Genomic DNA, 24,488 nt, shown 5'->3' on the forward strand with positions numbered 1-24,488 from the left:
TTATCGCTCGGCCATCAGCACGATGACATCTGTACTGAACGAACCATCGGCCGCAATCTCGAAATAGTCGCGCACTTCGTTACCCATCGACTGCTGCAACTGACGGATCGCCGCGCGCATCACTTCGGGTGTACGCATGCGCTCCACCCAACTGCTGTACTCCAGCCGCAAACGCTGCCGCGTGGTGCTGCGGGTATGCAGCCCGGCTTCGCTGACATGCCGCAACCACTGGCCGGCGCAATAATCGCGCACATGACTGGTGTCGCGCAGCACTTCGACGCTTTGCAGGTAAGTGTCGAACAACGGGCTACCCGGCGACAACACATCAACGAACGCCGCCACGCCGCCGGGCTTGAGCACCCGACGCACTTCGCGCAGAGCCACACCCAGATCGCTCCAGTGATGCGCCGAATAACGGCTGAACACAAAGTCGAACTCGCCATCGGCAAACGGCAATCGCTCGGCGGCGCCGTTGACGGTGGCAATGTTACTCAGGCCGCGATCAACGGCAGCGGCTGCGACCACGTCGAGCATTTGCTGCGACAGATCGTAAGCGACCACGTCCTTGACCCGCGGTGCGACGTGAAAACTCACATGACCGGCGCCACACCCCAAGTCCAGTACTCGGGCTTCGCCCTGCCCGACCAGTTCAGCCTGTAGCAGCGCAAATTCGGTGCCTTGCGCGTGAACGGCGCTGCTCAGGTAGGCGGCGGCCTGCTCACCGAATTGCTTTTGTACGACCTGAGTGTGCTGGGCAGTGCTGGTCATGGGGACTTCCTTTTGGTTTTAGCCTTGTATTGCCTGGACTGCCGCCTTCGGGAGCAAGCCCCCTCCCACCCTGGATTTGTGGCCTATACAACAACCCTGTGGGAGGGGGCTTGCTCCCGAAGAGGCTGGCCCTGACTGCATCAATCTCGAATCAATCACGCGTCGCGAAACAACCACGGCTGGCTGACCCGATGCTTGGCCTCAAACGTCGCAATCGCATCGCCGTCCTGCAAGGTCAGACCGATATCGTCCAGACCGTTCAACAGGCAGTGCTTGCGGAACGCATCGATTTCAAAGTTGTAAACCTTTCCATCCGGACGGGTCACGGTTTGCGCGTGCAGATCGACCTGCAATTGATAACCCGGCTCGGCCTCGACCTGTTTGAACAGTTCGTCGACTTCAGCGTCACTCAAGATGATCGGCAGCAAACCGTTCTTGAAGCTGTTGTTGAAGAAGATGTCGGCGTAACTCGGCGCGATGATGCTGCGAAAACCGTATTCTTCCAGCGCCCACGGCGCGTGCTCACGGCTGGAGCCGCAACCGAAGTTCTCGCGGGCCAGCAACACGCTGGCGCCTTGATAACGCTCGGCGTTGAGGACGAATTCCTTGTTCAGAGGGCGCTTGGAGTTGTCCTGATACGGTTGACCCACATCCAGGTAACGCCACTCGTCGAACAGGTTAGGGCCGAAACCGGTGCGTTTGATCGATTTCAAGAACTGCTTCGGAATGATCTGGTCGGTGTCGACGTTGGCACGATCCAAAGGCGCGACAAGACCTGTGTGCTGGGTGAAAGCTTTCATGCTGCGCTCCTTAAATCAATTCACGAACGTCGATGAAACGACCGTTCACCGCCGCCGCTGCGGCCATGGCCGGGCTGACGAGGTGGGTACGGCCACCGGCGCCTTGACGGCCCTCGAAGTTACGGTTGGACGTCGAGGCGCAATGTTCGCCGGACTCCAATCGGTCCGGGTTCATTGCCAGGCACATCGAGCAACCCGGCTCACGCCATTCAAAACCGGCGTCGAGGAAAATCTTGTCCAGACCTTCGGATTCAGCTTGCGCCTTCACCAGACCCGAGCCCGGCACCACAATCGCTTGCTTGATGGTCGAAGCGACTTTACGGCCCTTGGCGATGACTGCCGCAGCGCGCAAATCCTCGATCCGCGAGTTGGTGCAGGAACCAATGAACACGCGATCCAGTTGAATGTCGGTGATCGCCTGATTGGCGGTCAAGCCCATGTATTTCAAGGCGCGGACGATCGAGTCGCGCTTGACCAGATCCATCTCTTTGGCCGGGTCAGGGACGTTCTGATCAACGGCCAGGACCATTTCCGGCGAAGTGCCCCAACTGACTTGCGGCTTGATCTGCGCAGCGTCGAGTTCAACCACAGTGTCGAACCTGGCATCGACGTCGGAAACCAGATCCTTCCAGGCCTCGACGGCCATGTCCCATTCGGCGCCTTTCGGTGCAAAAGGACGGCCCTTCACGTAATCAACGGTCTTCTGGTCCGCTGCCACCAGACCCACGCGGGCGCCGGCTTCGATGGACATGTTGCAGATGGTCATGCGGCCTTCGACGGACAAGTCGCGGATCGCGCTGCCGGCAAATTCGATGGCATGGCCGTTACCGCCGGCGGTGCCGATCTTGCCGATCACGGCAAGGACGATGTCCTTGGCGGTCACGCCGAACGGCAATTGGCCTTCAACGCGCACCAGCATGTTTTTCATTTTCTTGGCGACCAGGCACTGGGTGGCGAGCACGTGCTCGACCTCGGAAGTGCCGATGCCGTGAGCCAATGCGCCAAATGCGCCATGGGTCGAGGTGTGCGAGTCACCGCACACAACCGTCATGCCCGGCAAGGTCGCGCCCTGCTCCGGGCTGATCACATGGACGATGCCCTGGCGGACGTCATTCATCTTGAACTCGACGATGCCGTACTCATCACAGTTGTCATCGAGGGTCTGAACCTGCAAACGCGAGACCTGGTCGGCGATGGCTTCGATGCCGCCCTTGCGCTCCGGAGTCGTCGGTACGTTGTGGTCCGGGGTGGCGATATTGGCATCGATACGCCATGGCTTGCGCCCAGCCAGACGCAGGCCTTCAAAGGCTTGCGGCGAGGTCACTTCGTGAATGATGTGACGATCGATGTAAATCAGCGCCGAGCCATCGTCGCGCTGCTTGACCAAATGCGAATCCCAGAGCTTGTCGTAGAGCGTTTTGCCGGCCATCAGACGGTTCCTCATCAGCTTGTTTCTATGCCTTGGGCTTATCAATAACCCTTTGGCTTGTGAGGCCGATCCTATGGGGTTACATTAAATAACTCAAATTCATATTTTTTATGCTTTGGATAACCAACTGGAATACAACCAATGGATCTGGCCAACCTCAACGCTTTTATCGCGATTGCCGAGACTGGCAGCTTCTCCGGCGCCGGTGAACGCCTGCACCTGACACAACCGGCCATCAGCAAGCGCATTGCCGGGCTGGAACAGCAATTGAAGGTGCGCCTGTTCGATCGACTGGGCCGTGAAGTCGGCCTGACCGAGGCCGGTCGCGCCCTGCTGCCACGGGCTTATCAGATCCTCAACGTGCTGGACGACACCCGCCGCGCCCTGACCAACCTGACCGGCGAAGTCAGCGGCCGCCTGACCCTGGCCACCAGTCACCACATCGGCCTGCACCGCCTGCCCCCCTTATTAAGAGAGTTCACCCGCCGCTACCCACAGGTCGCGCTGGATATTCAGTTCCTCGATTCGGAAGTGGCCTACGAGGAAATTCTCCATGGGCGTGCAGAACTGGCGGTCATCACCCTGGCGCCGGAGCCTCATTCGTTGGTCAAAGCCACACCTGTCTGGGACGATCCGCTGGATTTTGTCGTCGCTCCGGAACACTCGCTGATCAGTAATGGCCCCGTCAGCCTTGAGGACATCGCCCGTCATCCGGCCGTATTCCCCGGCGGAAATACCTTCACACACCATATTGTGCAGCGCTTATTCGAGGCCCAAGGGCTGGCGCCGAACATCGCCATGAGCACCAACTATCTGGAAACCATCAAGATGATGGTTTCCATCGGCCTTGCCTGGAGCGTTTTGCCGCGCACCATGCTCGATGAGCAGGTGGCAAGCATCGCATTGCCGGGCATACAACTCAGCCGCCAGCTAGGCTATATCGTGCACACCGAACGGACGCTATCGAATGCGGCAAGAGCATTTATGGCCTTATTGGACGCACAAATCGATCTGCCAGGGACTCTGGGCTAACTTGTGCTACTCCTATAGAGCCGCTGTCCCTGTGCCTAACGCCACCATCCGCTCAAGGCCTGTTAACGATGCCGAAGTCTGTTGACCGAATTCCGCCGATGCCGCGCATTCAAGCCATTGACCCGCGTTACTCCGAGCAGAGCTGGGAGAGCGCGCCGCAATTACTGGCCGCGCTCAATGGCGCAAGGCTCGGCGCCTGGTACTGGGACATCGAACGAGGGCAGATCAGCTGGTCGCGGGGGACTCAGGCGTTGTTCGGTTTCGATCCGCGCAAGCCACTGCCCGAAGACCTCGAATACCTTGACCTGTTGCCACCGGAAGACCGGGCAAAAACCGTTCGCGCCTTCCACGCAGTGATCGCCGGAGCGCCGCTGGAACAGGCGATGCATCACCGCATCCGCTGGCCCGATGGCAGCCTGCATTGGCTGGAGGTCAGCGGAAGTCTGCTCCCGGACAAAAACGGCCGCCCCCGAATGATCGGGGTGATTCGCGAAATCACCCACCAACGGCAACGCGAACAGGCCCTGAGCAGCTCGGAAAAACGTTTCGCCACGCTGTTTCACCTGTGTCCGAACATGGTTTTACTGACCCGCCAGGAAGACGGCCTGATCAGCGAAGCCAACCAGTATTTCGAAAGCCTGTTCGGCTGGCCGGTGCAGAGCGCGATTGGCCGCACCACGCTGGAACTGGGCCTGTGGGTGCATCCGGAGGAACGGGCCGAACTGGTGAAGAAAACCAAGGCCAAGGGCGAACTGATCAGCATGGAAGTGCAGTTTCGCGCCAGCAATGGTCAGGTTCATGACGGCATTCTCAGCGCGCAGAAAGTCGAACTCGAAGGCCAGCCGTATCTGCTGAGCACCTTCCTCGACACCACCGAACGCAAAGCCGCCGAACACGCGCTGAAGGACAGCCAGGAACGCCTCGACCTGGCGCTGGACTCGGCACAACTCGGCACCTGGGACTGGCACATCCCCAGCGGCATGCTCTACGGCTCGGCACGAGCCGCGCAATTGCACGGCCTGGAGCCGAAACCGTTTCATGAATCGTTCGACGAGTTTTTCGAAGGCGTGCCCGGCGAAGAACGCGACAGCATGCGCGATGCCTACCGCAGCCTGCGCGAAGGCCCGGCGGGCAATTATCAGCTGACTTATCGCGTACAGCTCCCGGACGGGAGTTCACGCTACCTGGAAAGCCGCGCCCGCCTCTATCGCGACGAAAACGGCGCCCCGCTGCGCATGGCCGGCACGTTGCTGGACATCACCGACCAGGTCGAGCGCGAGCAACGACTGGTCGCGTCGGAAGAGAAATTCGCCACGCTGTTTCAGGTCAGCCCCGATCCGATCTGCGTTACGCGCCAGGACAGCGGCGAGTTCATCGAGATCAATTCAAGTTTCAGCCAAACATTCGGCTGGAGCGCCGTTGATATCATTGGCCACACCGCCGAAGAAATCGGCCTGTGGGATGCCTCGGCGAAAAGCCTGCAACGTATCGAACGGGTGATCCGCGAACAAGGCCTGAGCAATGTGGCGATCATCGTCCAGCACAAGGATGGCCAATCGCTGACCTGCGTGATTTCCAGTCGCCAGATCAGCGTTGGCAATCAACCGTGCATCGTCACCACGCTGCGCGACATCACCCAGCAGCAACGTTCGGAAGCGGCGCTCAAAGCCAGCGAAGAGAAGTTTGCCAAGGCATTTCACTCCAGCCCCGACGCGATCACCATTACCGAGCGCGATACCGGGCGCTATCTGGAGGTCAACGACGGTTTCTGTCGCCTCACCGGTTATCGCGCCGATGAAGTCGTGGGCAAAACCGCCTATCAGGTGGGCATCTGGGCCGAAGAAAAACAGCGCTCGGCGTTGCTTGCCGAATTACAGATAAAGGGCCGCGTGCATCACCAGGAAATGCTCGGGCGCAACAAGCGCGGGGAATTGCTGACGGTAGAAGTCTCGGTCGAACCGATCACCCTGAATGAAACAGCGTGCCTGCTGCTCACCGCTCGGGACGTCAGCCTGCTGAAAAACGCTGAAGCACAAATCCGCCACCTGGCTTACCACGATCCGCTGACCAACCTGCCCAATCGTGCCCTGCTGATGGATCGCCTGAGCCAGCAGATCGCCCTGCTCAAACGCCATAATTTGCGTGGCGCATTGCTGTTTCTCGATCTGGATCACTTCAAGCACATCAACGATTCGCTCGGCCACCCGGTCGGCGACACGGTACTGAAAATCATCACCGCCCGCCTTGAAGCGAGCGTACGCATGGAAGACACGGTCGCCCGTCTGGGCGGCGATGAGTTCGTGGTATTGCTCAGCGGTTTGGAAGGCTCGCGCAATGAAGTCAGCACGCAAGTGCGCGAACTGGCCGACACGCTCCGTGAACTGCTATCGGAGCCCATGTTTCTCGACGGTCAGCGCTTGCAGGTCACGCCAAGCATTGGCGTGGCGCTGATTCCGGACCACGGCTCGACCCCGACCGACCTGCTCAAGCGCGCCGACATTGCCCTGTACCGGGCCAAGGATTCCGGGCGCAACACCACGCAGATGTATCACCACACCATGCAGAAAGCCGCCAGCGAACGACTGCGCATGGAGACCGACTTGCGCCTGGCCTTGTCTCGCGGCGAATTCAACGTGCATTTTCAGCCGCAGATCGACGCTCGGGACAACCGCATCATCGGCGCCGAAGCACTGGTACGCTGGAATCACCCGGCTCTCGGCGCACAGTCGCCCGCCGAGTTCATCAAAGTGCTGGAGGATAGCGGCCTGATTCTGGAAGTCGGGACGTGGATCCTCGACGAAGCCTGCGAGGCATTCAAAACGTTGATCGCCCTGAAACTGGTTGATCCGCTTAACTTCAGTCTGTGCGTCAACATCAGCCCCCGGCAGTTCCGGCAGAACGACTTCGTCGAGCGCATTGAACACAGCATGACCAGCCACAGCCTGCCCTGCTCGCTGCTGAAACTGGAAATCACCGAAGGCATCGTCATCCAGAACCTGGAAGACACCATCAACAAAATGCGCCGCTTGAAAAAACTCGGCGTGAGCTTCGCCATGGACGATTTCGGCACCGGTTACTCGTCGCTGACTTACCTCAAGCGTTTACCGGTGGATACGCTGAAAATTGACCAGTCGTTCATCCGCGATGCGACCACCGACCCAAACGACGCCGAGATCATCCGCGCCATCGTCGCCATGGCCCGCAGCCTGCAATTGGAAGTGATTGCCGAAGGCGTGGAAACCCCGGAACAATTGGCCTTTCTGCAAGGCCTGGGCTGTCACTTGTATCAGGGTTATTTACACAGTCGACCATTGCCGCTGGAAGAACTGAAAAAGCTGCTGTCCTGATGTTCGCAGACGCGCAGCTTGCAACAGAACGGCAATTGCCAGTGCTGACAGCAACCTGTAGGGTCGCGGTTTTTGCGCCGTTTCGAGATCTGTCATGCAGGATGCAACCCTCCCCCGCCCGGCCCTGCTGGGCATCGACCTTGGCACCACCAACAGCTTGATCGCCGTCTGGCAGGACGGTCAGGCCCGGTTGATTCCCAACGCTTTGGGTGATGTGCTGACGCCCTCGGTGGTCAGCCTCGATGAAGACGACACGATTCTGGTGGGCAAAGCCGCCCGCGCGCGCCTGACCACGCACCCTGATCGCACCGCCGCAGCATTCAAACGTTTCATGGGCAGCGATAAACAAGTCCAGCTCGGTGCTCGTCAGTTCAGCCCGGAAGAGTTGTCGGCGCTGGTACTCGGCTCACTCAAGCAGGACGCCGAAGCACAAAAAAGGCCCCGACGTATCGGGGCCTTCGTTCAACGGCTCAGCGCCTGTTCAGACAATGTGTGTGCGCAAGTGAATCAGTGCTGCAGAGCCGGCTTTTGCGTCCCGTTGATCGGGATGCGCTTGGCCTTCGCCTCTTCCGGAATCACCCGCAGCAGGTCGATGCTCAGCAGACCGTTACTCAGATCGGCAGCCTTGATCTCGATGTGATCGGCCAGGCGGAAGGACAGTTTGAAAGCACGCTGGGCAATGCCCTGATGCAGAAAGGTCACGCCTTCGTTGGCGTCACGTTTGCCGCCGCTGACGGTCAGCACACCCTTCTCGACTTGCAGTTCCAGGTCTTCTTCCTGGAAACCGGCTGCCGCTACGACGATGCGGTATTGGTCATCACCGTGTTTTTCCACGTTGTAAGGTGGATAGGTGCTGCCTGGCTCGTTGCGCAGGGCGGTTTCGAACAGGTCGTTGAAACGGTCGAAGCCTACCGAGGAACGGAACAGCGGTGCGAGGGAAAATGCAGTGCTCATGGTTCAAATCTCCTGAAAACAATCAGCAAGGTTTTATGTCTGCGCGACCCGAATTCGGCATCGCGTAACCCTTAGATAGGGACCACTGATTTGATTTCAAGAGATTATTTTCAGATTTTTTTCAGGCCACTTCAGCGACCGGCAGACCCAGCAAGCGCGAGACATGATCCGGTTCCGTCTCACGGCGCAGGACGGTGAACAGCTCAGTGGCTTCGGGATAATTGCGTGTCAGCATGGCCAGCCATTGCTTCAGACGGCCCGGGGATTGGCGCGCAGTCATCTGCGCTTTGGCTTGCAGCCAGAAATCCTGAATCAATGGCATCAGCTCGGCCCAGGTCATCTCGACCACTTCCTCACCAGCACGTGCAGCGGCGATCTGCCTGGCCAGATCCGGGCGCGAAACCAGGCCGCGACCGAGCATGATGTCTTCCACGCCGCTGATTTCACGGCAACGGCGCCAGTCTTCGACGCTCCAGATATCGCCGTTGGCGAATACCGGCACCTTGACCACGTCCTGCACGCGAGGAATCCACTCCCAATGCGCCGGCGGTTTGTAGCCATCCATTTTGGTTCGGGCGTGAACCACGATGTGTTCGGCGCCGCCTTCAGCCAACGCCGTGGCGCAGACCAGCGAGCCGTCCGGGCTGTCGAAGCCCAGACGCATTTTTGCGGTGACAGGGATGTGCGCAGGCACGGCGCGACGCACGTGCTCGACGATCTGGTTGAGCAGCTCAGGCTCCTTGAGCAGCACCGCCCCACCACGGGATTTGTTGACAGTCTTGGCCGGACAACCGAAGTTGAGGTCGATCACTTCGGAGCCGAGTTCGCAGGCCAGTACAGCGTTCTCCGCCAGGCACACCGGGTCGGAACCCAACAACTGGACGCGCAAAGGCACTCCGGACGCCGTGCGCGCACCGTTGAGCAGCTCCGGGCCGAACTTGTGGAAATAGGCCGGGGTGAGCAACTGATCGTTGACCCGAATGAATTCGGTCACGCACCAGTCGATGCCGCCAACGCGGGTCAGCACGTCACGAAGGATGTCGTCGACCAACCCCTCCATGGGCGCCAGAGCAATTTGCATGGAAAAAACACTACTCAGAGGAAAAACGTGCGGCAGTTTACTGGATTACGAGAAAAACCGCAGATCCCTTGTGGGAGCAAGCCCACATTTAGATTTTCGCTAACTCTGACGACTGGATCGCCGGGCCATACCCCTCGATGAACTCCGCCGGCATGCGCTTGGGTTTGCCGGTGGACAGTTCGATGCAGACGAACGTGGTTTGGGCGCGCAACAGAGTGGCGTTGTCGCTCGGGCGGATCAGCTGGAAATGCCGGGTCATTTTCAGGCGCTGATCCCAATCGACAATCCAGGTCGCCAATTGCAGTTCGTCGCCCTCATAGGCGGCTGCCAGATAATCGATCTCGTGACGCACCACCGCCATCGCCCGGTCGAGCCGCCGATACTCGACCAGATCCAGCCCCAGACGCTGCGAGTGGCGCCAGGCGCAGCGTTCGAGCCAGGTCACGTAGACCGCGTTGTTTGCGTGGCCCAGCCCGTCGATGTCCTCGGCGCCTACTTGCAGATCAATGGTAAACGGCGTTGCTCGATCCCAGCCCATGCCCCACTCCCGGTCAGATGATTCAACCGGGGCAGTGTAACGGATGCTCAGGCCGATTGCCGTGCCTGAAGGCTGCGGCCGGCCAACAGTGATAACACGCCATCAATCACCCGAGGGTCGGCCAGCACGCGCTGATGACCACCGCTTTCGAGGCGCAGAAGACGACTGTCAAACCAGGCTTCGTGGATCCATTGAGACTCTTTGACCGAGACAAAATTGTCATCTTCGGCATGCACGATCAGACCGGGCATATCCAACTGATAATGGGCGACATCCAGCGTGGCGGCGCGCATACCGACATCCTGCTCGACCTGGCGGATAAATGCCGAACGCGCTCTGGGCGGCATACCGACATAACGGGCGAACCCGCGCAGCACACCCAGGATTCGGGCGGGAGCAGCGATGCTGACAAGGGTTTCGGTGCGCAAGCCCAGTTGCACGGCAAGCATCGCGCTGGCGCCACCCATGGAGTGGCCAATAACGGCTTGCAGTGGCGGCAGTTCGGCAGCCGCTTCGAGCATGGCGCGAGCGAACAGCACGACATTGGCTTCACGCCCTGGCGATCTGCCGTGAGCCGGGCCATCGAGTGCGACGACCGTGTAACCGGCTTCGACCAGCGCGGTGATCAGCGCGGCGAATTGGGTTGGCCGCCCTTCCCAGCCATGCATCAGCAAAACGGTCGGGCCTTGGCCCCAGCGCAGGGCTGACAGACCGAAGCGCAACGTGATGCGTTCGGAATTGGCCAGCAGCGGCAACTCCCAATCCCGCAGGGGCAGCGACCGCGGCGTCATGAACGCCAGGCGCATTTTGCTCGCCACGCGTTTCGGTGCAATCCAGCCCAAGGTGCCATTAACGCCACGAACCCACTTCAACGTGTTCATCGCTCTCTCCTCAGGCGTGTTGCCTTCAGGTCAACGCACCGCCGACTTGGCGGCGCGCAGCAATCGATCGGATAAATCTCCCGGGCCGAGCGCTCTTGCGAGTGCCAGCCCACCCACCATCAAGGCCACGTCGGCCAGGGCTTTGTCGGTGTCCTCAGGGCTGGACGCCAACTGCGCAATCATCAATTCCAGGTGTTCGTTGAGCGCGATGCGGAACGACTCCGGCAAACGCCCCAGCTCACCGATCGAGGCCGGGATCGGACAGGCTGCATCGCTGGAGTCGCGGTGCTTGCGCGACAGGTAAAACGCAGCGACCAGTGCGCGACGTTCTTCACCGGTCAGCTCGGTGTCCATGTCGGCAATCAAGTCGCGGCGGCGACCGAGCAATTGCTTGAACGCCTCCAGCATCATCGCGTCCTTGCTTTCGAAGTGCGCATAGAAGCCGCCGACGGTCAGCCCGGCTGCGCCCATCACTTCGCCTACGCTTGGGTCCGCCGGGCCGCGCTGGATCAGCGCGGCACTGGCAGCCTTGAGGATGCGTTCGCGGGTCTGAGCTTTTTTATCGTTCATCGTTGCCTCCGAATATTACGACCAGAATATTATTCTCATAATAATATTCTGCAAGTCGAGGATATGACCGCTGGTCTGAAGCACAGTGTAAGGAAAAAGGAGAATTGGCCAAACGCCAGACAAACAAAAGGGCCATTCAATAATTGAATGACCCTTATAAATCCCGCAGAGCGGGTAATCGTGGCGTCCCCTAGGGGACTCGAACCCCTGTTACCGCCGTGAAAGGGCGGTGTCCTAGGCCACTAGACGAAGGGGACACAAACCCTTCTATACAACTGATCAGTGCTGAGAGCTGATCGACTCAAGGTCGGTGTGGCCAGACCATGAGCTGTAAAATTGGTGGAGCTAAGCGGGATCGAACCGCTGACCTCCTGCATGCCATGCAGGCGCTCTCCCAGCTGAGCTATAGCCCCGGATTTTTCGCCTCGCGGCGGAGCGATCTTTTGCAACATCGCTTCTGTAAAACTGGCGTCCCCTAGGGGACTCGAACCCCTGTTACCGCCGTGAAAGGGCGGTGTCCTAGGCCACTAGACGAAGGGGACGCAAACCCTTCTATACAACTGATCAACGCTGAGTGTTGATCGCTTCGGAGCCGGTGTGGCCAGGCTTCGAAGTGTAAATTGGTGGAGCTAGACGGGATCGAACCGTCGACCTCTTGCATGCCATGCAAGCGCTCTCCCAGCTGAGCTATAGCCCCTCATCGTTGATGTCATCGCTGAGGACGGGGCGAATCTTAATGGCGCATCGGAGGGCTGTCAAACTTATTTTTAAAATATTTCAAAGTTTTTTGCCGACATAACAACCACTTACCGCCCTCACCCCGTATATCTGGGGAAAACGCCGAAGGCCGGCATCAAACGATCCCGGCCTTCGGCGACTCCAGCAGCGTCAAACGCAATCAGGCGATAGCGCCCAACAGCTTTTCCCACTCTTTGTTTTCTTTCTTAGACACGCCGCCCAGCAGGTCAATCGCCTGACGCAGACGGAAACGGGCCAGGTCCGGCCCGAGGATTTCCATCGCGTCGAGCACCGACACCGAACTCGCTTGCCCGGTGATGGCCGCGAACATCAGCGGCATCGCGTCACGCAGTTTCAGCTCAAGGGATTCGACCACCGCCTGAATCGTCGCGGTGATGTTGTCCTTCTCCCACTGTCGCAGGCTTTCGAGCTTCCACAGGATCAACTGCATCAATTGGCGAACCTGATCGCCCGAGAGCTTTTTCGATTCGAACAGCTTGGCATCCGGATTGACGCCGCCGGCGAAGAAGAACCCGCCCAGCGGTGCAACCTGACTGAAGGTTTCAACACGGCCCTGGACGTGCGGCGCGATCTTCATCATGTATTCGGCGTTGAACGCCCACTTCTGCACGCGCGCGGCGAACTCTTCCACCGGCAGGTCGCGCAACCACTGGCCGTTGAGCCACGACAGTTTCTCGATGTCGAAGATCGGTCCGCCGAGGGACACGCGCTTGAGGTCGAAGTTGTCGACCATTTCCTGCAGCGAGAACTTCTCGCGCTCGTCCGGCATCGACCAGCCCATGCGGCCCAGGTAGTTGAGCATCGCTTCCGGCATGAAGCCCATGCGCTCGTAGAACGTCACCGAGGTCGGATTCTTGCGCTTGGACAGCTTGCTCTTGTCCGGGTTACGCAGCAGCGGCATGTAGCACAGCTCCGGTTGCTCCCAGCCGAAGTACTCGTACAGCAGAATCAGTTTCGGCGCCGATGGCAGCCACTCTTCGCCGCGCAATACGTGAGTGATGCCCATCAGGTGATCGTCGACTACGTTGGCAAGGAAGTACGTCGGCAGGCCGTCGGTCTTCATCAGCACTTGCATGTCCATGCGATCCCACGGGATCTCGACGTCGCCACGCAGCATGTCCGGCACCACGCAAACACCTTCGCTCGGCACTTTCATGCGGATGACATGGGGTTCGCCAGCGGCCAGGCGGGCCGCGACTTCTTCCTTGGACAGCAGCAGTGCGCGGCCGTCGTAGCGTGGGGTTTCGCCGCGAGCCATTTGCTCGGCGCGCATCTGATCCAGCTCTTCAGCGGTACAGAAGCACGGGAACGCATGCCCCATGTCGACCAGTTGCTGGCAGTATTTTTGGTAGATGTCGCCGCGTTCGCTCTGGCGATACGGACCGTGCGGACCGCCGACGTCCGGGCCTTCGCTCCAGTCGATACCCAGCCAGCGCAGGGCGTCGAAGATCTGCTGTTCGGACTCGCGGGTCGAACGCAACTGGTCGGTGTCTTCGATGCGCAGGATGAACTCACCGCCATGCTGCTTGGCAAAGCAGTAGTTGAACAATGCGATGTAAGCGGTACCTACGTGGGGGTCCCCGGTAGGCGATGGCGCGATGCGAGTGCGGACGGTGGTCATGGCATGTCTCGAAAAGAATGAAAAGCAAAGAACAATCAAGCCGCGAATGGTAACAGGCGACACCCGCCCCGCTCCAGCGGGCAGGGCATTTAAGCCAAGTTTGCGTCTGGAATGCTCGTAAGCCGCGGTGAATGGCCGAATATCAGCCGATGGCATTTACCGTTTATCGGCTTCGTGCCAGATTCGCCTCCTGATAACTTTCCTTACAATTCCTCGACTACAGTTTGCCCATGCCTGCCCAACTCAAGCGTCGCCTGCTGATTTTACTGCTGTTGGTCCTATTGATCGCCGGGGGCTTCTTCGCCCACTGGTTTTTCAAGGGGCGCTTTTATGAAAGCACCGATAACGCCTATGTCCAGGGCGAGATAACCCGCGTGTCGAGTCAGTTGAGCGCGCGCATCGATCAAGTGCTGGTGCAGGACAACCAGCATGTGGAAAAAGGCCAATTGCTGGTGCGCCTCGAAAGAGAAGACTTCCGCCTGGCCGTGGATCGGGCCAACGCCGCCCTCGCCACCCGCGAAGCCGAGCGACTGCAAGCCCAGAGCAAGCTGACTCAGCAGGCCAGCCTGATCGCCTCGAGCGATGCACAGGTGGCAGCCTCCCAGGCAACCCTGGGCCGCTCGCAGATCGACCTGTCCCGGGCGCAAACCCTGCGCAAACCCGGCTATGTCTCCGAAGAGCGTGTGACCACCCTTTCCGCCGACACCCACATCGCCCGCTCGCAAGTGGCCAAGGCACAGGCCGATGCACAAAGCCAGCGCCAGCAAGTCAACGCACTGACCGCCGAAATCAAACGCCTCGACGCTCAGATCGCCAACGCCCGCGCCGATCTCGCTCAGGCCGAACTCAATCTGACCCGCAGCGACATTCATGCCCCGATCAGTGGCCTGGTCGGCCAGCGCGCGGCGCGTAACGGCCAGATTGTGCAGGCCGGCGCTTATCTGCTGTCGATCGTCCCGGACGAAGACATCTGGGTGCAGGCCAACTTCAAGGAGACTCAGATCGGCCACATGCAGCCCGGACAAAAAGCCGAGCTGACCTTCGACGCCTACAGCGACACGCCGATCGAGGCGCGGGTCGACAGCCTGTTCGCCGCTTCCGGTGCGCAGTTCAGCCTGCTGCCGCCGGACAATGCCACCGGCAACTTCACCAAAGTCGTGCAACGGATCCCGGTGAAACTGACCTTCAAGGCCGATAATCCGCTGCACGGCAAGATCCGTCCGGGCATGTCCGTCACCGCTACCGTGAACATCAAAGACGCCCCGGACAATGGCCGGTGATTCACTGATCCGTCCGGTCGGCGAACCGACCCGGCGGGACTGGATCGCGGTGATGAGCGTGATGCTCGGCGCCTTTATGGCGGTGCTCGACATCCAGATCACCAACTCCTCGCTCAAGGATATTCAGGGCGCACTGTCGGCGACACTGGAAGAAGGTTCGTGGATTTCCACCTCGTATCTGGTCGCGGAAATCATCATGATCCCGCTGACCGCATGGCTGGTGCAGTTGCTCTCGGCGCGGCGCCTGGCGGTGTGGGTGTCGCTGGGTTTTCTGGCGTCTTCGTTGTTGTGCTCGATGGCCTGGAGCCTGGAGAGCATGATCGTTTTTCGCGCCATGCAAGGCTTCACCGGTGGCGCGCTGATCCCGCTGGCCTTCACCCTGACGCTGATAAAGCTTCCCGAACACCATCGCGCCAAAGGCATGGCCATGTTCGCCATGACCGCCACTTTTGCACCGTCCATCGGCCCCACGCTCGGCGGCTGGCTCACGGAAAATTGGGGTTGGGAATACATCTTCTACATCAACATTCCGCCGGGGCTGATCATGATCGCCGGGCTGATGTACGGGCTGGAGAAGAAAGAAGCGCACTGGGAACTGCTGAAAAGCACCGACTACACCGGCATTCTCACCCTGGGCGTCGGCCTCGGTTGCTTGCAGGTATTTCTTGAAGAAGGCCATCGCAAGGACTGGCTCGAATCAAACCTGATCGTGACCCTGGGCAGCATCGCGCTGCTGAGTCTGATCACCTTCGTCATCGTGCAGATTTCCAAACCCAATCCGCTGATCAACCTGGGCATCCTGCGCAACCGCAACTTTGGCCTGTCGAGCATTTCCAGCCTTGGCATGGGTGTCGGACTGTATGGCTCGATCTATCTGCTGCCCTTGTATCTGGCGCAGATCCAGAATTACAACGCCCTGCAGATCGGCGAAGTGATCATGTGGATGGGCGTGCCACAGTTGTTTCTGATTCCGCTGGTGCCGAAGCTGATGAAGTTTGTCTCGCCGAAGTGGCTGTGCACGTTGGGTTTCGGACTGTTCGGCCTGGCGAGTTTTTCTTCGGGAGTGCTCAACCCGGACTTTGCCGGGCCGCAGTTCAATCAAATCCAGATCATTCGGGCGCTGGGCCAGCCGCTGATCATGGTGACCATTTCGCTGATCGCCACGGCTTATATCCTGCCGCAGGATGCCGGTTCTGCGTCGAGCCTGTTCAACATTCTGCGCAACCTGGGTGGCGCCATTGGCATTGCCCTGCTCGCGACGCTATTGGATGCGCGAACCAAGACCTACTTCGATTACTTGCGCGAAGCGGTGGTGCCGACCAATCCACAGGTAGCGCAGCGGCTGGCATCGATGGCGGATCGGTTTGGCAGTGATACAGCGGCGCTGGGCAAGTTGAGTGAGATTGTCCATCAACAGGCAGCGATCATGGCCTATAACGATGCGTTTCATTTTGTCGGGATTGCGCTGGGGATCAGTATGCTGGCGATTTTACTGACCAAAAAATTGCCGCAAGGCCTGAAGGCTGGGGAGGCTCACTGATTGTCAGGGTGTCTGAAGCGCCCCCCCTTCGCGAGCAAGCCCACAGGACTTATGTGAACAACACAGATCCAGTGTGGGAGCGGGCTTGCTCGCGAAGGGGCCCTAAAACCACCCATCAAACAGCCAAAAGCCGCTCGCGCAGTTTGGCAATCTCATCACGCATCTGCGCCGCCGCTTCAAACTCCAGATCCCGCGCCAACTGATACATCTTCTCTTCCAGCGCACGAATACGTTTGGTGATCTCGCTTGGTGAACGCAATTGGGCTTCGTACTTGGCGTTCTCCTCGGCGGCCTTGGCCATGCCCTTGCGCTTCTTGCTGCGTGAGCCTGGCACGGTGGCGCCTTCCATGATGTCAGCAACATCCTTGAACACACCTTTCGGGGTGATACCGTTTTCCAGGTTGAACGCGATTTGCTTGTCGCGACGTCGCTCGGTTTCGCCAATCGCCCGCTCCATCGAACCGGTCATGCGATCGGCATAGAGAATCGCCCGGCCATTGAGGTTACGCGCGGCGCGGCCGATGGTCTGGATCAGCGAGCGCTCGGAACGCAGGAAGCCTTCCTTGTCGGCATCAAGAATCGCCACCAGCGACACTTCCGGCATGTCCAGGCCTTCACGCAGCAGGTTGATCCCGACCAGCACATCAAAAGTGCCGAGACGCAGATCGCGGATGATCTCGACCCGTTCGACCGTGTCGATATCCGAGTGCAGATAGCGCACGCGCACGCCGTGGTCGGCGAGGTAATCAGTAAGGTCTTCGGCCATGCGCTTGGTCAGCGTGGTCACCAGCACCCGCTCCTCGACCGCCACGCGCTTGGTGATTTCCGAGAGTAGATCATCGACCTGAGTAAGTGCCGGGCGCACCTCCACTTGCGGGTCGACCAACCCGGTCGGACGCACCACTTGCTCCACTACCCGCCCCGCATGTTCGGCTTCGTAGTTACCCGGCGTGGCCGAGACGAAAATCGTCTGCGGACTGACCCCTTCCCACTCGTCGAAACGCATTGGTCGGTTGTCCAGCGCTGATGGCAAACGGAAACCGTATTCCACCAGGGTCTCTTTACGCGAACGGTCGCCCTTATACATCGCGCCGACCTGCGGCACGCTGACGTGTGATTCATCGATCACCAGCAAGGCATCGGCCGGCAAGTAATCGTAGAGGGTCGGCGGCGCCGCACCCGCCGGACGCCCGGACAAATAGCGCGAATAGTTTTCGATGCCATTGCAGTAGCCCAACTCGAGGATCATCTCCAAATCGAAACGGGTACGTTGCTCCAGACGCTGAGCCTCCACCAGTTTGTTGTTGCTGCGCAGGTATTCCAGACGCTCCTGCAACTCAACTTTGATGTGCTCGATGGCGTCGAGCAGAGTCTCGCGCGGCGTTACATAGTGGCTCTTCGGGTAGAAGGTGAAGCGCGGCATCTTGCGGATGACTTCGCCGGTCAGCGGGTCGAACGCGCAAATGCTCTCGACCTCGTCGTCGAACAGTTCGATGCGGATCGCTTCCAGATCCGATTCCGCCGGGTAGATGTCGATCACGTCGCCGCGCACGCGGAAGGTCGCGCGGGCAAAATCCATGTCATTGCGAGTGTATTGCAGGTCAGCCAGACGCCGTAGCAGCGCGCGCTGATCGAGTTTGTCGCCGCGATCGACGTGCAGCACCATCTTCAAATAAGTTTCCGGGCTGCCCAGACCGTAGATGCACGACACCGTGGTGACGATGATCGCGTCCTTGCGCTCCAGCAGCGCTTTGGTCGCGGACAGCCGCATCTGCTCGATGTGGTCGTTGATCGACGCATCCTTCTCGATGAAGGTATCGGACGACGGCACATAGGCTTCGGGCTGGTAGTAGTCGTAGTACGAAACGAAGTATTCGACGGCGTTGTTCGGGAAGAACGCCTTGAACTCACCGTACAACTGCGCTGCGAGGGTTTTGTTCGGCGCCAGCACCAGCGTCGGGCGCTGTATCTGCGAGATGACATTGGCGATGCTGAAGGTCTTGCCCGAGCCGGTCACACCGAGCAGCGTCTGGTGCGCCAGCCCGGCTTCGATGCCCTCCACCAATTGGCGGATGGCTTCTGGCTGATCGCCGGCGGGCTCGAAGCGGGTGACTAGCTGGAATTCGGACATAAACACCTCTGGGATCGCGGCATTCCGAACAAAGCGGAGCACCACGGGGACGAGCGCAAACGACCGATGTCGCGCAAGAAAAAACCTCGATTTTGCTCAATGTGGTGGCGATTGCCTCACCTTTCAAGGCAAACGTCCTACATCGGGTAGAGACTCTGACACGACCATTAGACTAACGGTCGAGAAATAATCGGAAAAACTTACCTCAAAAGCCAATTCGCCTGTCGCCATTGCTCGGTGATGGCCTCTATACTAGCTCCCCGTTTGTGCACCGCTCTAGTGCATTCGGCTGGAGCGCGACACGTCCCTCCACTCTCCATTCAGAGCCGCCGTAATAATGAGCCTGTTCTCTGCTGTCGAAATGGCACCCCGCGATCCAATCCTGGGCCTCAACGAAGCATTCAACGCCGATACCCGAACCACCAAGGTCAACCTGGGCGTTGGTGTTTACTGCAACGAAGAGGGGCGAATTCCACTTCTGCGCGCCGTGATCGAAGCTGAAACCGTTCGCGCAGCTCAACACGCTTCGCGCGGTTACCTGCCGATCGATGGCATCGCTGCCTACGACCAGGCCGTGCAAAAGCTGCTGTTTGGCAACGACTCGCCGCTGATCGGCGCCGGTCGCGTCATCACCACTCAAGCCGTCGGCGGGACTGGCGCACTGAAAATCGGTGCTGACTTCCTCAAGCAACTGCTGCCGAACGCAGTCGTGGCGATCAGTGACCCAAGCTGGGAAAACCACCGCGCGCTGTTCGAAACCGCCGGTTTTGCGGTGCAAAACTACCGTTACTACGACGCTGCCACCCACGATGTGAACCGTGCCGGCATGCTCGAAGACCTCAACGCCCTGCCGAACGGCTCTATCGTTGTGCTGCACGCTTGCTGCCACAACCCGACCGGTGTCGACCTGACTCCGGCGGACTGGAACAACGTGCTGGACGTGGTCAAAGCCAAAGGTCACGTGCCGTTCCTCGACATGGCTTACCAGGGTTTCGGTGACGGTATCGACGAAGACGCCGCTGCCGTGCGTCTGTTCGCTGAATCCGGTCTGACGTTCTTTGTGTCGAGCTCGTTCTCCAAGTCGTTCTCCCTGTACGGCGAGCGCGTTGGCGCCCTGTCGATCATCAGCGAGTCGAAAGAAGAAAGCGCGCGCGTGCTGTCGCAGGTCAAGCGCGTCATCCGCACCAACTACTCCAACCCGCCAACTCACGGTGCAAGCATCGTGGCTGCCGTGCTGAACAGCCCGCAGCTGCGCGCTCAGTGGGAAGCCGAACTGGCTGAAATGCGTCTGCGCATTCGCGGCATGCGTGAGCAAATGGTCGACCTGCTGGCGCAAAAAGCGCCACAGCGTGACTTCAGCTTCGTCGGTCGCCAACGCGGCATGTTCTCCTACTCCGGCCTGACCACCGAACAGGTTCACCGCCTGCGCAACGAGTTTGGCATCTACGCCCTGGACACTGGCCGCATCTGCGTGGCGGCATTGAACCAGAGCAACATCAAGGCTGTAACGGATGCGATTGTTCAGGTCATCTGATTTCGCAGCGTGATGAAAAACGGGAAGCCTTAGGGCTTCCCGTTTTTTATTGCCCCGGAATAATCCCGATACCCTCTAGACTGCACACAATTAAGTTTTGTGTGTATCCGAGTTTTCTGAAGAGAACCCACATGAAAAACGACAACCTGCGCGCTGACCGTGACGATCTGGATGACTTCATTCCACGCCAGCCGGCCAAACGCGGCAATAACCTGGTACTGCAAGTCGCAGCCGGCGTATTCCTCGGTGGCCTGGCGCTATGGCTGGTGCAACTGGCGGCCACTGCGGCTTACACCACACTGATGCTCGGTACCCTGACTTTCGGCAGTTAAGCCAGTTCAGTCGCTCGCTGACTGGCAGCATCGTCATAGGCAACATACAGCGATTCGGCGATTTGGCTTTTGATCGCCTTGGTGCTTTCCAGGCCAAGAACAAAACCTTCAGCCTTACCACCGGCACGGTTCAACGCTTCAGCGTTGCTGGCCTGAGTGATCGCGTCGAAGAGTTTTTCGGCGTGTGGACCGACGCCTTTGGGCAGGCTGATTTGCGCAATGCTCATGCGAACACCTCACTTGTGCGGAATTTGAAACTCGAGTGATTCATGGCGCGTACCTTTTCGGCGAATGACCGGCAGCGCGTGATATCACTTCCGGGCGGCCATGGTAGACCTCCGGCGCTGTTCTGGTAACCGCCAATCGCGGATAAACCACCGTCCGTCCCGGTGAATCACTTATTTTGCTAATCGATGCTTGACTTCTCTTTTTGAATCAGTAACATACGCACCAATTCCGCAATAGCTCAGTTGGTAGAGCAAATGACTGTTAATCATTGGGTCCCTGGTTCGAGTCCAGGTTGTGGAGCCAAATAGCAAAGCCCCTGAATCGAAAGATTCAGGGGCTTTTTTGTGGCCGCTCGAAAATATCTTTTTCCCTTGAAACGAAAAGGCCGATCGGTCTCCAGATCGGCCTTATGCATTCAGTCAGCGGTCAGACATGCTCACTGCTTTTCGCCTGTACCTTCGGCGCACCTTGGCCATGGTCATGCTCCGCATCAGGCTCGATCACTGGCACTTCCTTGCCATCGCAGTCATGCAGTTTGCCGTCGCTGAAGTAATCGCCTTCACGCAGCGCCGCCAGATCACGATAGCGCAGGGTGCGCTCTTCCGCCGCCGCAAACACCGATTGCTGGTCCGAGTTGCCGGTGGTGAAGTGGTTGAACGCCAGGTTGAGCACGATCGCCATGATCGCCGACGAGCTGATGCCCGAGTGGAAAATGGTCGCGAACCAGCTCGGGAAGTGATCGTAGAAGTTCGGCGCGGCAATCGGAATCATGCCGAAACCGATTGAGGTGGCCACAATGATCAGATTGACGTTGTTGCGGTAATCCACCTTCGACAGGGTGCGAATACCGCTCGCCGCGACGGTGCCGAACAGCACGATACCTGCGCCGCCGAGCACCGATGTCGGTACTGCCGCAATCACCCGCCCCATGAACGGCAACAGGCCTAGGATCACCAGGAAGACACCGCCGGTGGCCACCACATAACGGCTTTTGATGCCTGTCACCGCCACCAGCCCGACGTTCTGGGCGAAGGCGCTTTGCGTGAAGGAGCCGAAGATCGGCGCAAACATGCTCGACAACATGTCCGCACGCAGACCATTGCCCAGACGCTTGGAGTCGACCTTGGTGCCGATGATCTCACCGACCGCGAGGATGTCTGCCGACGTCTCTACCAGCGTCACCATGACCACGATGCACATCGACAGGATCGCGGCGAAGTGGAACGTCGGCATACCGAAGTGGAATGGCGTCGGGAAGCCGAACATCGGGCCTTGAGTGACGCTGGAGAAGTCCGCCATGCCAAGCAATACCGCCAGTACCGTGCCAATCACCATGGCCAACAGGATCGACAGACGCGAGATCGTGGAGCTGCCCACCTTGCTCAACAGCAACACCAGCACCAGCGTAACCGCCGCCAGCCCGATGTTTTGCATGCTGCCGAAGTCCGGCGCGTGGCTGTTGCCGCCCATGGCCCAGCGTGCGGCCACCGGCATCAGCGTCAGGCCGATAGTGGTGATCACGATGCCGGTCACCAAGGGAGGAAAGAACTTGGTAATTCGCGAGAACACCGGAGTGATCAGCAGGCCGATCAAGGATGCGGCAATCACAGCGCCAAGTACCGACTGGAAGCCACCCTCCCCGCCACTGCTGACGATCGCGACCATGGTCGCAACGCCGGAGAACGACACACCTTGTACCAGCGGCAACTGACAGCCAAAGAACGGCAGACCCAGGGTTTGCAGCAGTGTTGCCAGCCCCCCCGCAAACAACGAAGCAGCGATCAGCAAACCAATGTCTGCCGGCGAAAGCCCGGCTGCCTGACCGATGATCAGTGGCACCGCAACGATACCGCCGTACATGGTCAGAACATGTTGCAGGCCGTAAGCCATATTCGCGCCGACCCCGAGATTTTCATCCTCGGGCCGTTGGTGTGAAACATGGGGCGTTTTCATGGTGGGGGGTCCCTGGTTTTTGTTATGCGCACACTGTATTCAATAGTCGTGACAAATGTCCATAGAGTTGTATACAACTTACCAGTCACATAATGGATAGGTAGCCACCCAACCTTCTATCCCGCTGCTCGCATCCCCCCACAAATCCGGCAACACATCCCCGTCTGACCTTGCGTCATCACCCACTAGGCTGAAGTGCTCATGGCGAACGACGGTGTGGTCGCGCCCTTTTTTATACATATAAAGTATGCATAATGAAGTCATTCGACATTCAGTACGACAAAAGCAAGAACGCGGCCAACAAACTCAAGCACAAAGGTGTCAGCCTCGCCGAGACCGAACCGGTCTTTCACGACGAATGCGCACTGACGATTGAGGACAACGACCATGCAGAGCCACGCTGGATCACCCTGGGCCTCGACGGTAAGGGACGTTTGCTGGTCGTTGCGTACAGTTACCGCGAAGCCAATGTCATTCGAATTATTTCTGCGCGTGTCGCCACCCCAAGCGAGCGTCGCCAATATTCTTTAGAGGCTTGATCGATGAAAGACGAATTTGACTTCTCTCAAGGCAAACGCGGCGCCGTGGCGTCCACCAAGGGTAAAACCCGCATCACCATCATGCTCGACGACGCGGTCATCGAGGCCGCTCGCACCGTGGCGGAAAACGAGGGGTTTGGGTATCAGACGGTGATCAATAACACCCTGCGCCACGCCTTGCTCAATGGCACAGAGAGTCAGGGCCCGGCCGAGTCAGGCCACTGCGGGCAGTTCAAGAAAGGTATTACCGCCGCCGACCTCAAGAGTCTTGAGAAAAAGCTGTCGGCGGCCGTCGGGGAGATACGCCGGGTACTGGAGCCAGAGGCGAAGCCCTAGGCTTCAGGCGGGGACAATCATCCGCCCCAGCGCGTGGCTCAGGCGCGGTTGTTGAGGCAGGCGAAGATCGAATTCCTGCTGCAACAACTCGATCAACTCATCAACATCCGTCACCTCCCGCCGTTCACTGGCGGAGCCCATGCGATGGATCGCGAAACTACCGTTGTTCAGCGTCTTGCGCCAGCCGTTACCCGTGCGCGCGACCATAAGGCGTTGGCAGAACGGCGATTCCGGGTGGGTCGAGACGTACCAGTTGCCTATGGTGTAATCGATGTCTTCCTGGCGTTGCAGGTCAAACAGGTACATGGGGCGCCATTCACCTGCAACGTTGGCGCGCAGCATGTAGCCATCGGCACGGTTTTCGATGCGATACGGTTCGTGTGGCGTGGTTTGTTCGGCCTCTGTGTCGAGCATCAACGGTGCAGTTGGCACCATGCCACCGAAGCCGACATCGGTGATGTAGCGCACGCCATCCAACGTCACCAGACTCAGACGGTGCGTACGTGCGGTCCAAGTACCTTCAGGCTGATTCATCACCACTCGCCCACTGATGGCCCGGGCATCGAAGCCCAATTCAAGCAACAGGGCAAAAAACAGGTGATTGAGTTCGTAGCAGTAACCGCCACGGCCATCGTGCAGGACTTTCTGCTCTACAGAGGCAAGGTCGATCAACACCGGTTCACCGCCGATCGTCGACAGGTTCTCGAAGACAAACGCGCCCGTGTGGAGCAACTGCAATTGACGCAGGGTCTCAAGCGTCGGTGCGGGTGGAGCATCGAAGCCGAGACGTCTCAGGTAACCTTTCAGATTTGTCAGGCGTGGTTCGCTCATTGCC

General features: G+C 59.1%; 21 protein-coding genes, 5 tRNA genes and 1 pseudogene. 10 read left to right on the top strand and 17 right to left on the bottom strand.

Annotated elements, in window-relative coordinates; translation table 11 throughout:
• The 3 genes from AACY18_RS17640 to leuC all read right to left on the bottom strand — a co-directional run bounded on the left by AACY18_RS17640 (position 1) and on the right by leuC (position 2,997).
• Positions 1 to 768 carry a class I SAM-dependent methyltransferase gene (locus tag AACY18_RS17640; protein ID WP_339465528.1) on the bottom strand — a complete coding sequence of 256 codons (768 nt, stop codon included), beginning with the start codon at positions 766 to 768 and terminating at the stop codon, positions 1 to 3.
• 155 nt (positions 769 to 923) lie between these two features.
• Positions 924 to 1,568 (bottom strand): 3-isopropylmalate dehydratase small subunit, encoded by a 645-nt coding sequence (gene leuD / locus AACY18_RS17645; RefSeq protein WP_339433427.1) that lies wholly within the window; start codon positions 1,566 to 1,568, stop codon positions 924 to 926.
• A gap of 10 nt (positions 1,569 to 1,578) precedes the next feature.
• Positions 1,579 to 2,997, bottom strand: coding sequence for a 3-isopropylmalate dehydratase large subunit (gene leuC, locus AACY18_RS17650; protein WP_339465531.1), 1,419 nt, complete (start codon positions 2,995 to 2,997; stop codon positions 1,579 to 1,581).
• Between the two features lie 141 nt (positions 2,998 to 3,138).
• On the opposite strand from leuC, the gene AACY18_RS17655 reads away from it, so the two are divergent.
• From AACY18_RS17655 to AACY18_RS17665, 3 genes and pseudogenes are all read left to right on the top strand, one after another.
• A complete protein-coding gene (locus AACY18_RS17655) occupies positions 3,139 to 4,029 on the top strand; it encodes a LysR family transcriptional regulator (RefSeq protein WP_339433429.1) in 891 nt (296 codons plus the stop codon).
• 68 nt (positions 4,030 to 4,097) lie between these two features.
• The gene (locus AACY18_RS17660) at positions 4,098 to 7,376 is read left to right on the top strand and encodes a PAS domain S-box protein (protein WP_339433430.1); all 3,279 of its coding nucleotides are present in this window, start codon (positions 4,098 to 4,100) and stop codon (positions 7,374 to 7,376) included.
• A 94-nt stretch (positions 7,377 to 7,470) separates the two neighbouring features.
• Positions 7,471 to 7,806 (top strand): annotated as a pseudogene (locus tag AACY18_RS17665) (Hsp70 family protein); the annotation flags it as partial.
• Positions 7,807 to 7,883: 77 nt separating this feature from the next.
• Here the strand turns inward: AACY18_RS17665 and AACY18_RS17670 are convergent.
• The 10 genes from AACY18_RS17670 to gltX all read right to left on the bottom strand — a co-directional run bounded on the left by AACY18_RS17670 (position 7,884) and on the right by gltX (position 13,780).
• Positions 7,884 to 8,330 (bottom strand): Hsp20 family protein, encoded by a 447-nt coding sequence (locus AACY18_RS17670; RefSeq protein ID WP_339433431.1) that lies wholly within the window; start codon positions 8,328 to 8,330, stop codon positions 7,884 to 7,886.
• Positions 8,331 to 8,451: 121 nt separating this feature from the next.
• Entirely contained in the window at positions 8,452 to 9,411 is a 960-nt protein-coding gene (locus AACY18_RS17675) for a tRNA dihydrouridine synthase (protein WP_339465534.1), read from the bottom strand.
• An 88-nt stretch (positions 9,412 to 9,499) separates the two neighbouring features.
• The gene (locus AACY18_RS17680; protein ID WP_339465537.1) at positions 9,500 to 9,949 is read right to left on the bottom strand and encodes an acyl-CoA thioesterase; all 450 of its coding nucleotides are present in this window, start codon (positions 9,947 to 9,949) and stop codon (positions 9,500 to 9,502) included.
• Positions 9,950 to 9,996: 47 nt separating this feature from the next.
• A complete protein-coding gene (locus AACY18_RS17685; RefSeq protein WP_339433434.1) occupies positions 9,997 to 10,830 on the bottom strand; it encodes an alpha/beta fold hydrolase in 834 nt (277 codons plus the stop codon).
• A 30-nt stretch (positions 10,831 to 10,860) separates the two neighbouring features.
• A complete protein-coding gene (locus AACY18_RS17690; protein WP_077571915.1) occupies positions 10,861 to 11,400 on the bottom strand; it encodes a TetR/AcrR family transcriptional regulator in 540 nt (179 codons plus the stop codon).
• Between the two features lie 181 nt (positions 11,401 to 11,581).
• Positions 11,582 to 11,657: transfer RNA gene (locus AACY18_RS17695), tRNA-Glu, on the bottom strand.
• A gap of 80 nt (positions 11,658 to 11,737) precedes the next feature.
• Positions 11,738 to 11,813 (bottom strand) — tRNA-Ala (locus tag AACY18_RS17700).
• A 53-nt stretch (positions 11,814 to 11,866) separates the two neighbouring features.
• Positions 11,867 to 11,942, bottom strand: a tRNA-Glu gene (locus tag AACY18_RS17705).
• A 79-nt stretch (positions 11,943 to 12,021) separates the two neighbouring features.
• Positions 12,022 to 12,097: transfer RNA gene (locus AACY18_RS17710), tRNA-Ala, on the bottom strand.
• 201 nt (positions 12,098 to 12,298) lie between these two features.
• Positions 12,299 to 13,780, bottom strand: a complete 1,482-nt coding sequence (gltX, locus tag AACY18_RS17715) for a glutamate--tRNA ligase (protein WP_339465542.1) — start codon at positions 13,778 to 13,780, stop codon at positions 12,299 to 12,301.
• A gap of 230 nt (positions 13,781 to 14,010) precedes the next feature.
• Between gltX and AACY18_RS17720 the strand changes: the two genes are divergently transcribed.
• Together AACY18_RS17720 and AACY18_RS17725 are read left to right on the top strand one after the other, a co-directional pair.
• The gene (locus AACY18_RS17720; protein WP_339433437.1) at positions 14,011 to 15,060 is read left to right on the top strand and encodes an HlyD family secretion protein; all 1,050 of its coding nucleotides are present in this window, start codon (positions 14,011 to 14,013) and stop codon (positions 15,058 to 15,060) included.
• 49 nt (positions 15,061 to 15,109) lie between these two features.
• A complete protein-coding gene (locus AACY18_RS17725) occupies positions 15,110 to 16,600 on the top strand; it encodes an MDR family MFS transporter (protein WP_339433469.1) in 1,491 nt (496 codons plus the stop codon).
• Between the two features lie 115 nt (positions 16,601 to 16,715).
• Here AACY18_RS17725 and uvrB read toward each other — a convergent pair whose 3' ends face one another.
• On the bottom strand, positions 16,716 to 18,731 hold the full coding sequence (gene uvrB, locus AACY18_RS17730) for an excinuclease ABC subunit UvrB (protein WP_339433438.1): 2,016 nt from the start codon (positions 18,729 to 18,731) through the stop codon (positions 16,716 to 16,718).
• 337 nt (positions 18,732 to 19,068) lie between these two features.
• On the opposite strand from uvrB, the gene AACY18_RS17735 reads away from it, so the two are divergent.
• Together AACY18_RS17735 and AACY18_RS17740 are read left to right on the top strand one after the other, a co-directional pair.
• Positions 19,069 to 20,265 carry an amino acid aminotransferase gene (locus tag AACY18_RS17735; RefSeq protein ID WP_339465544.1) on the top strand — a complete coding sequence of 399 codons (1,197 nt, stop codon included), beginning with the start codon at positions 19,069 to 19,071 and terminating at the stop codon, positions 20,263 to 20,265.
• 131 nt (positions 20,266 to 20,396) lie between these two features.
• Positions 20,397 to 20,597, top strand: coding sequence for a hypothetical protein (locus AACY18_RS17740; RefSeq protein ID WP_339433440.1), 201 nt, complete (start codon positions 20,397 to 20,399; stop codon positions 20,595 to 20,597).
• On the opposite strand, the gene AACY18_RS17745 is transcribed toward AACY18_RS17740, so the two are convergent.
• A complete protein-coding gene (locus tag AACY18_RS17745) occupies positions 20,594 to 20,824 on the bottom strand; it encodes a hypothetical protein (RefSeq protein ID WP_339433441.1) in 231 nt (76 codons plus the stop codon). The two genes, AACY18_RS17740 and AACY18_RS17745, sit on opposite strands and share 4 nt — an antisense overlap.
• A gap of 228 nt (positions 20,825 to 21,052) precedes the next feature.
• Between AACY18_RS17745 and AACY18_RS17750 the strand changes: the two genes are divergently transcribed.
• Positions 21,053 to 21,128: transfer RNA gene (locus tag AACY18_RS17750), tRNA-Asn, on the top strand.
• 123 nt (positions 21,129 to 21,251) lie between these two features.
• Here AACY18_RS17750 and AACY18_RS17755 read toward each other — a convergent pair.
• Positions 21,252 to 22,778 (bottom strand): nucleobase:cation symporter-2 family protein, encoded by a 1,527-nt coding sequence (locus AACY18_RS17755; RefSeq protein WP_339433442.1) that lies wholly within the window; start codon positions 22,776 to 22,778, stop codon positions 21,252 to 21,254.
• 254 nt (positions 22,779 to 23,032) lie between these two features.
• Between AACY18_RS17755 and AACY18_RS17760 the strand changes: the two genes are divergently transcribed.
• Positions 23,033 to 23,317, top strand: a complete 285-nt coding sequence (locus AACY18_RS17760) for a BrnT family toxin (RefSeq protein WP_221732919.1) — start codon at positions 23,033 to 23,035, stop codon at positions 23,315 to 23,317.
• Between the two features lie 3 nt (positions 23,318 to 23,320).
• On the top strand, positions 23,321 to 23,653 hold the full coding sequence (locus AACY18_RS17765; protein ID WP_221732920.1) for a BrnA antitoxin family protein: 333 nt from the start codon (positions 23,321 to 23,323) through the stop codon (positions 23,651 to 23,653).
• 3 nt (positions 23,654 to 23,656) lie between these two features.
• Here the strand turns inward: AACY18_RS17765 and AACY18_RS17770 are convergent, their stop codons facing one another.
• The gene (locus tag AACY18_RS17770) at positions 23,657 to 24,484 is read right to left on the bottom strand and encodes an arylamine N-acetyltransferase family protein (RefSeq protein ID WP_339433443.1); all 828 of its coding nucleotides are present in this window, start codon (positions 24,482 to 24,484) and stop codon (positions 23,657 to 23,659) included.
• Positions 24,485 to 24,488 lie beyond the last annotated feature (4 nt).

The sequence above is a fragment of the Pseudomonas sp. EA_65y_Pfl2_P74 genome, from assembly GCF_963970575.1.
Taxonomy (GTDB): Bacteria; Pseudomonadota; Gammaproteobacteria; order Pseudomonadales; family Pseudomonadaceae; genus Aquipseudomonas; species Aquipseudomonas baetica_A.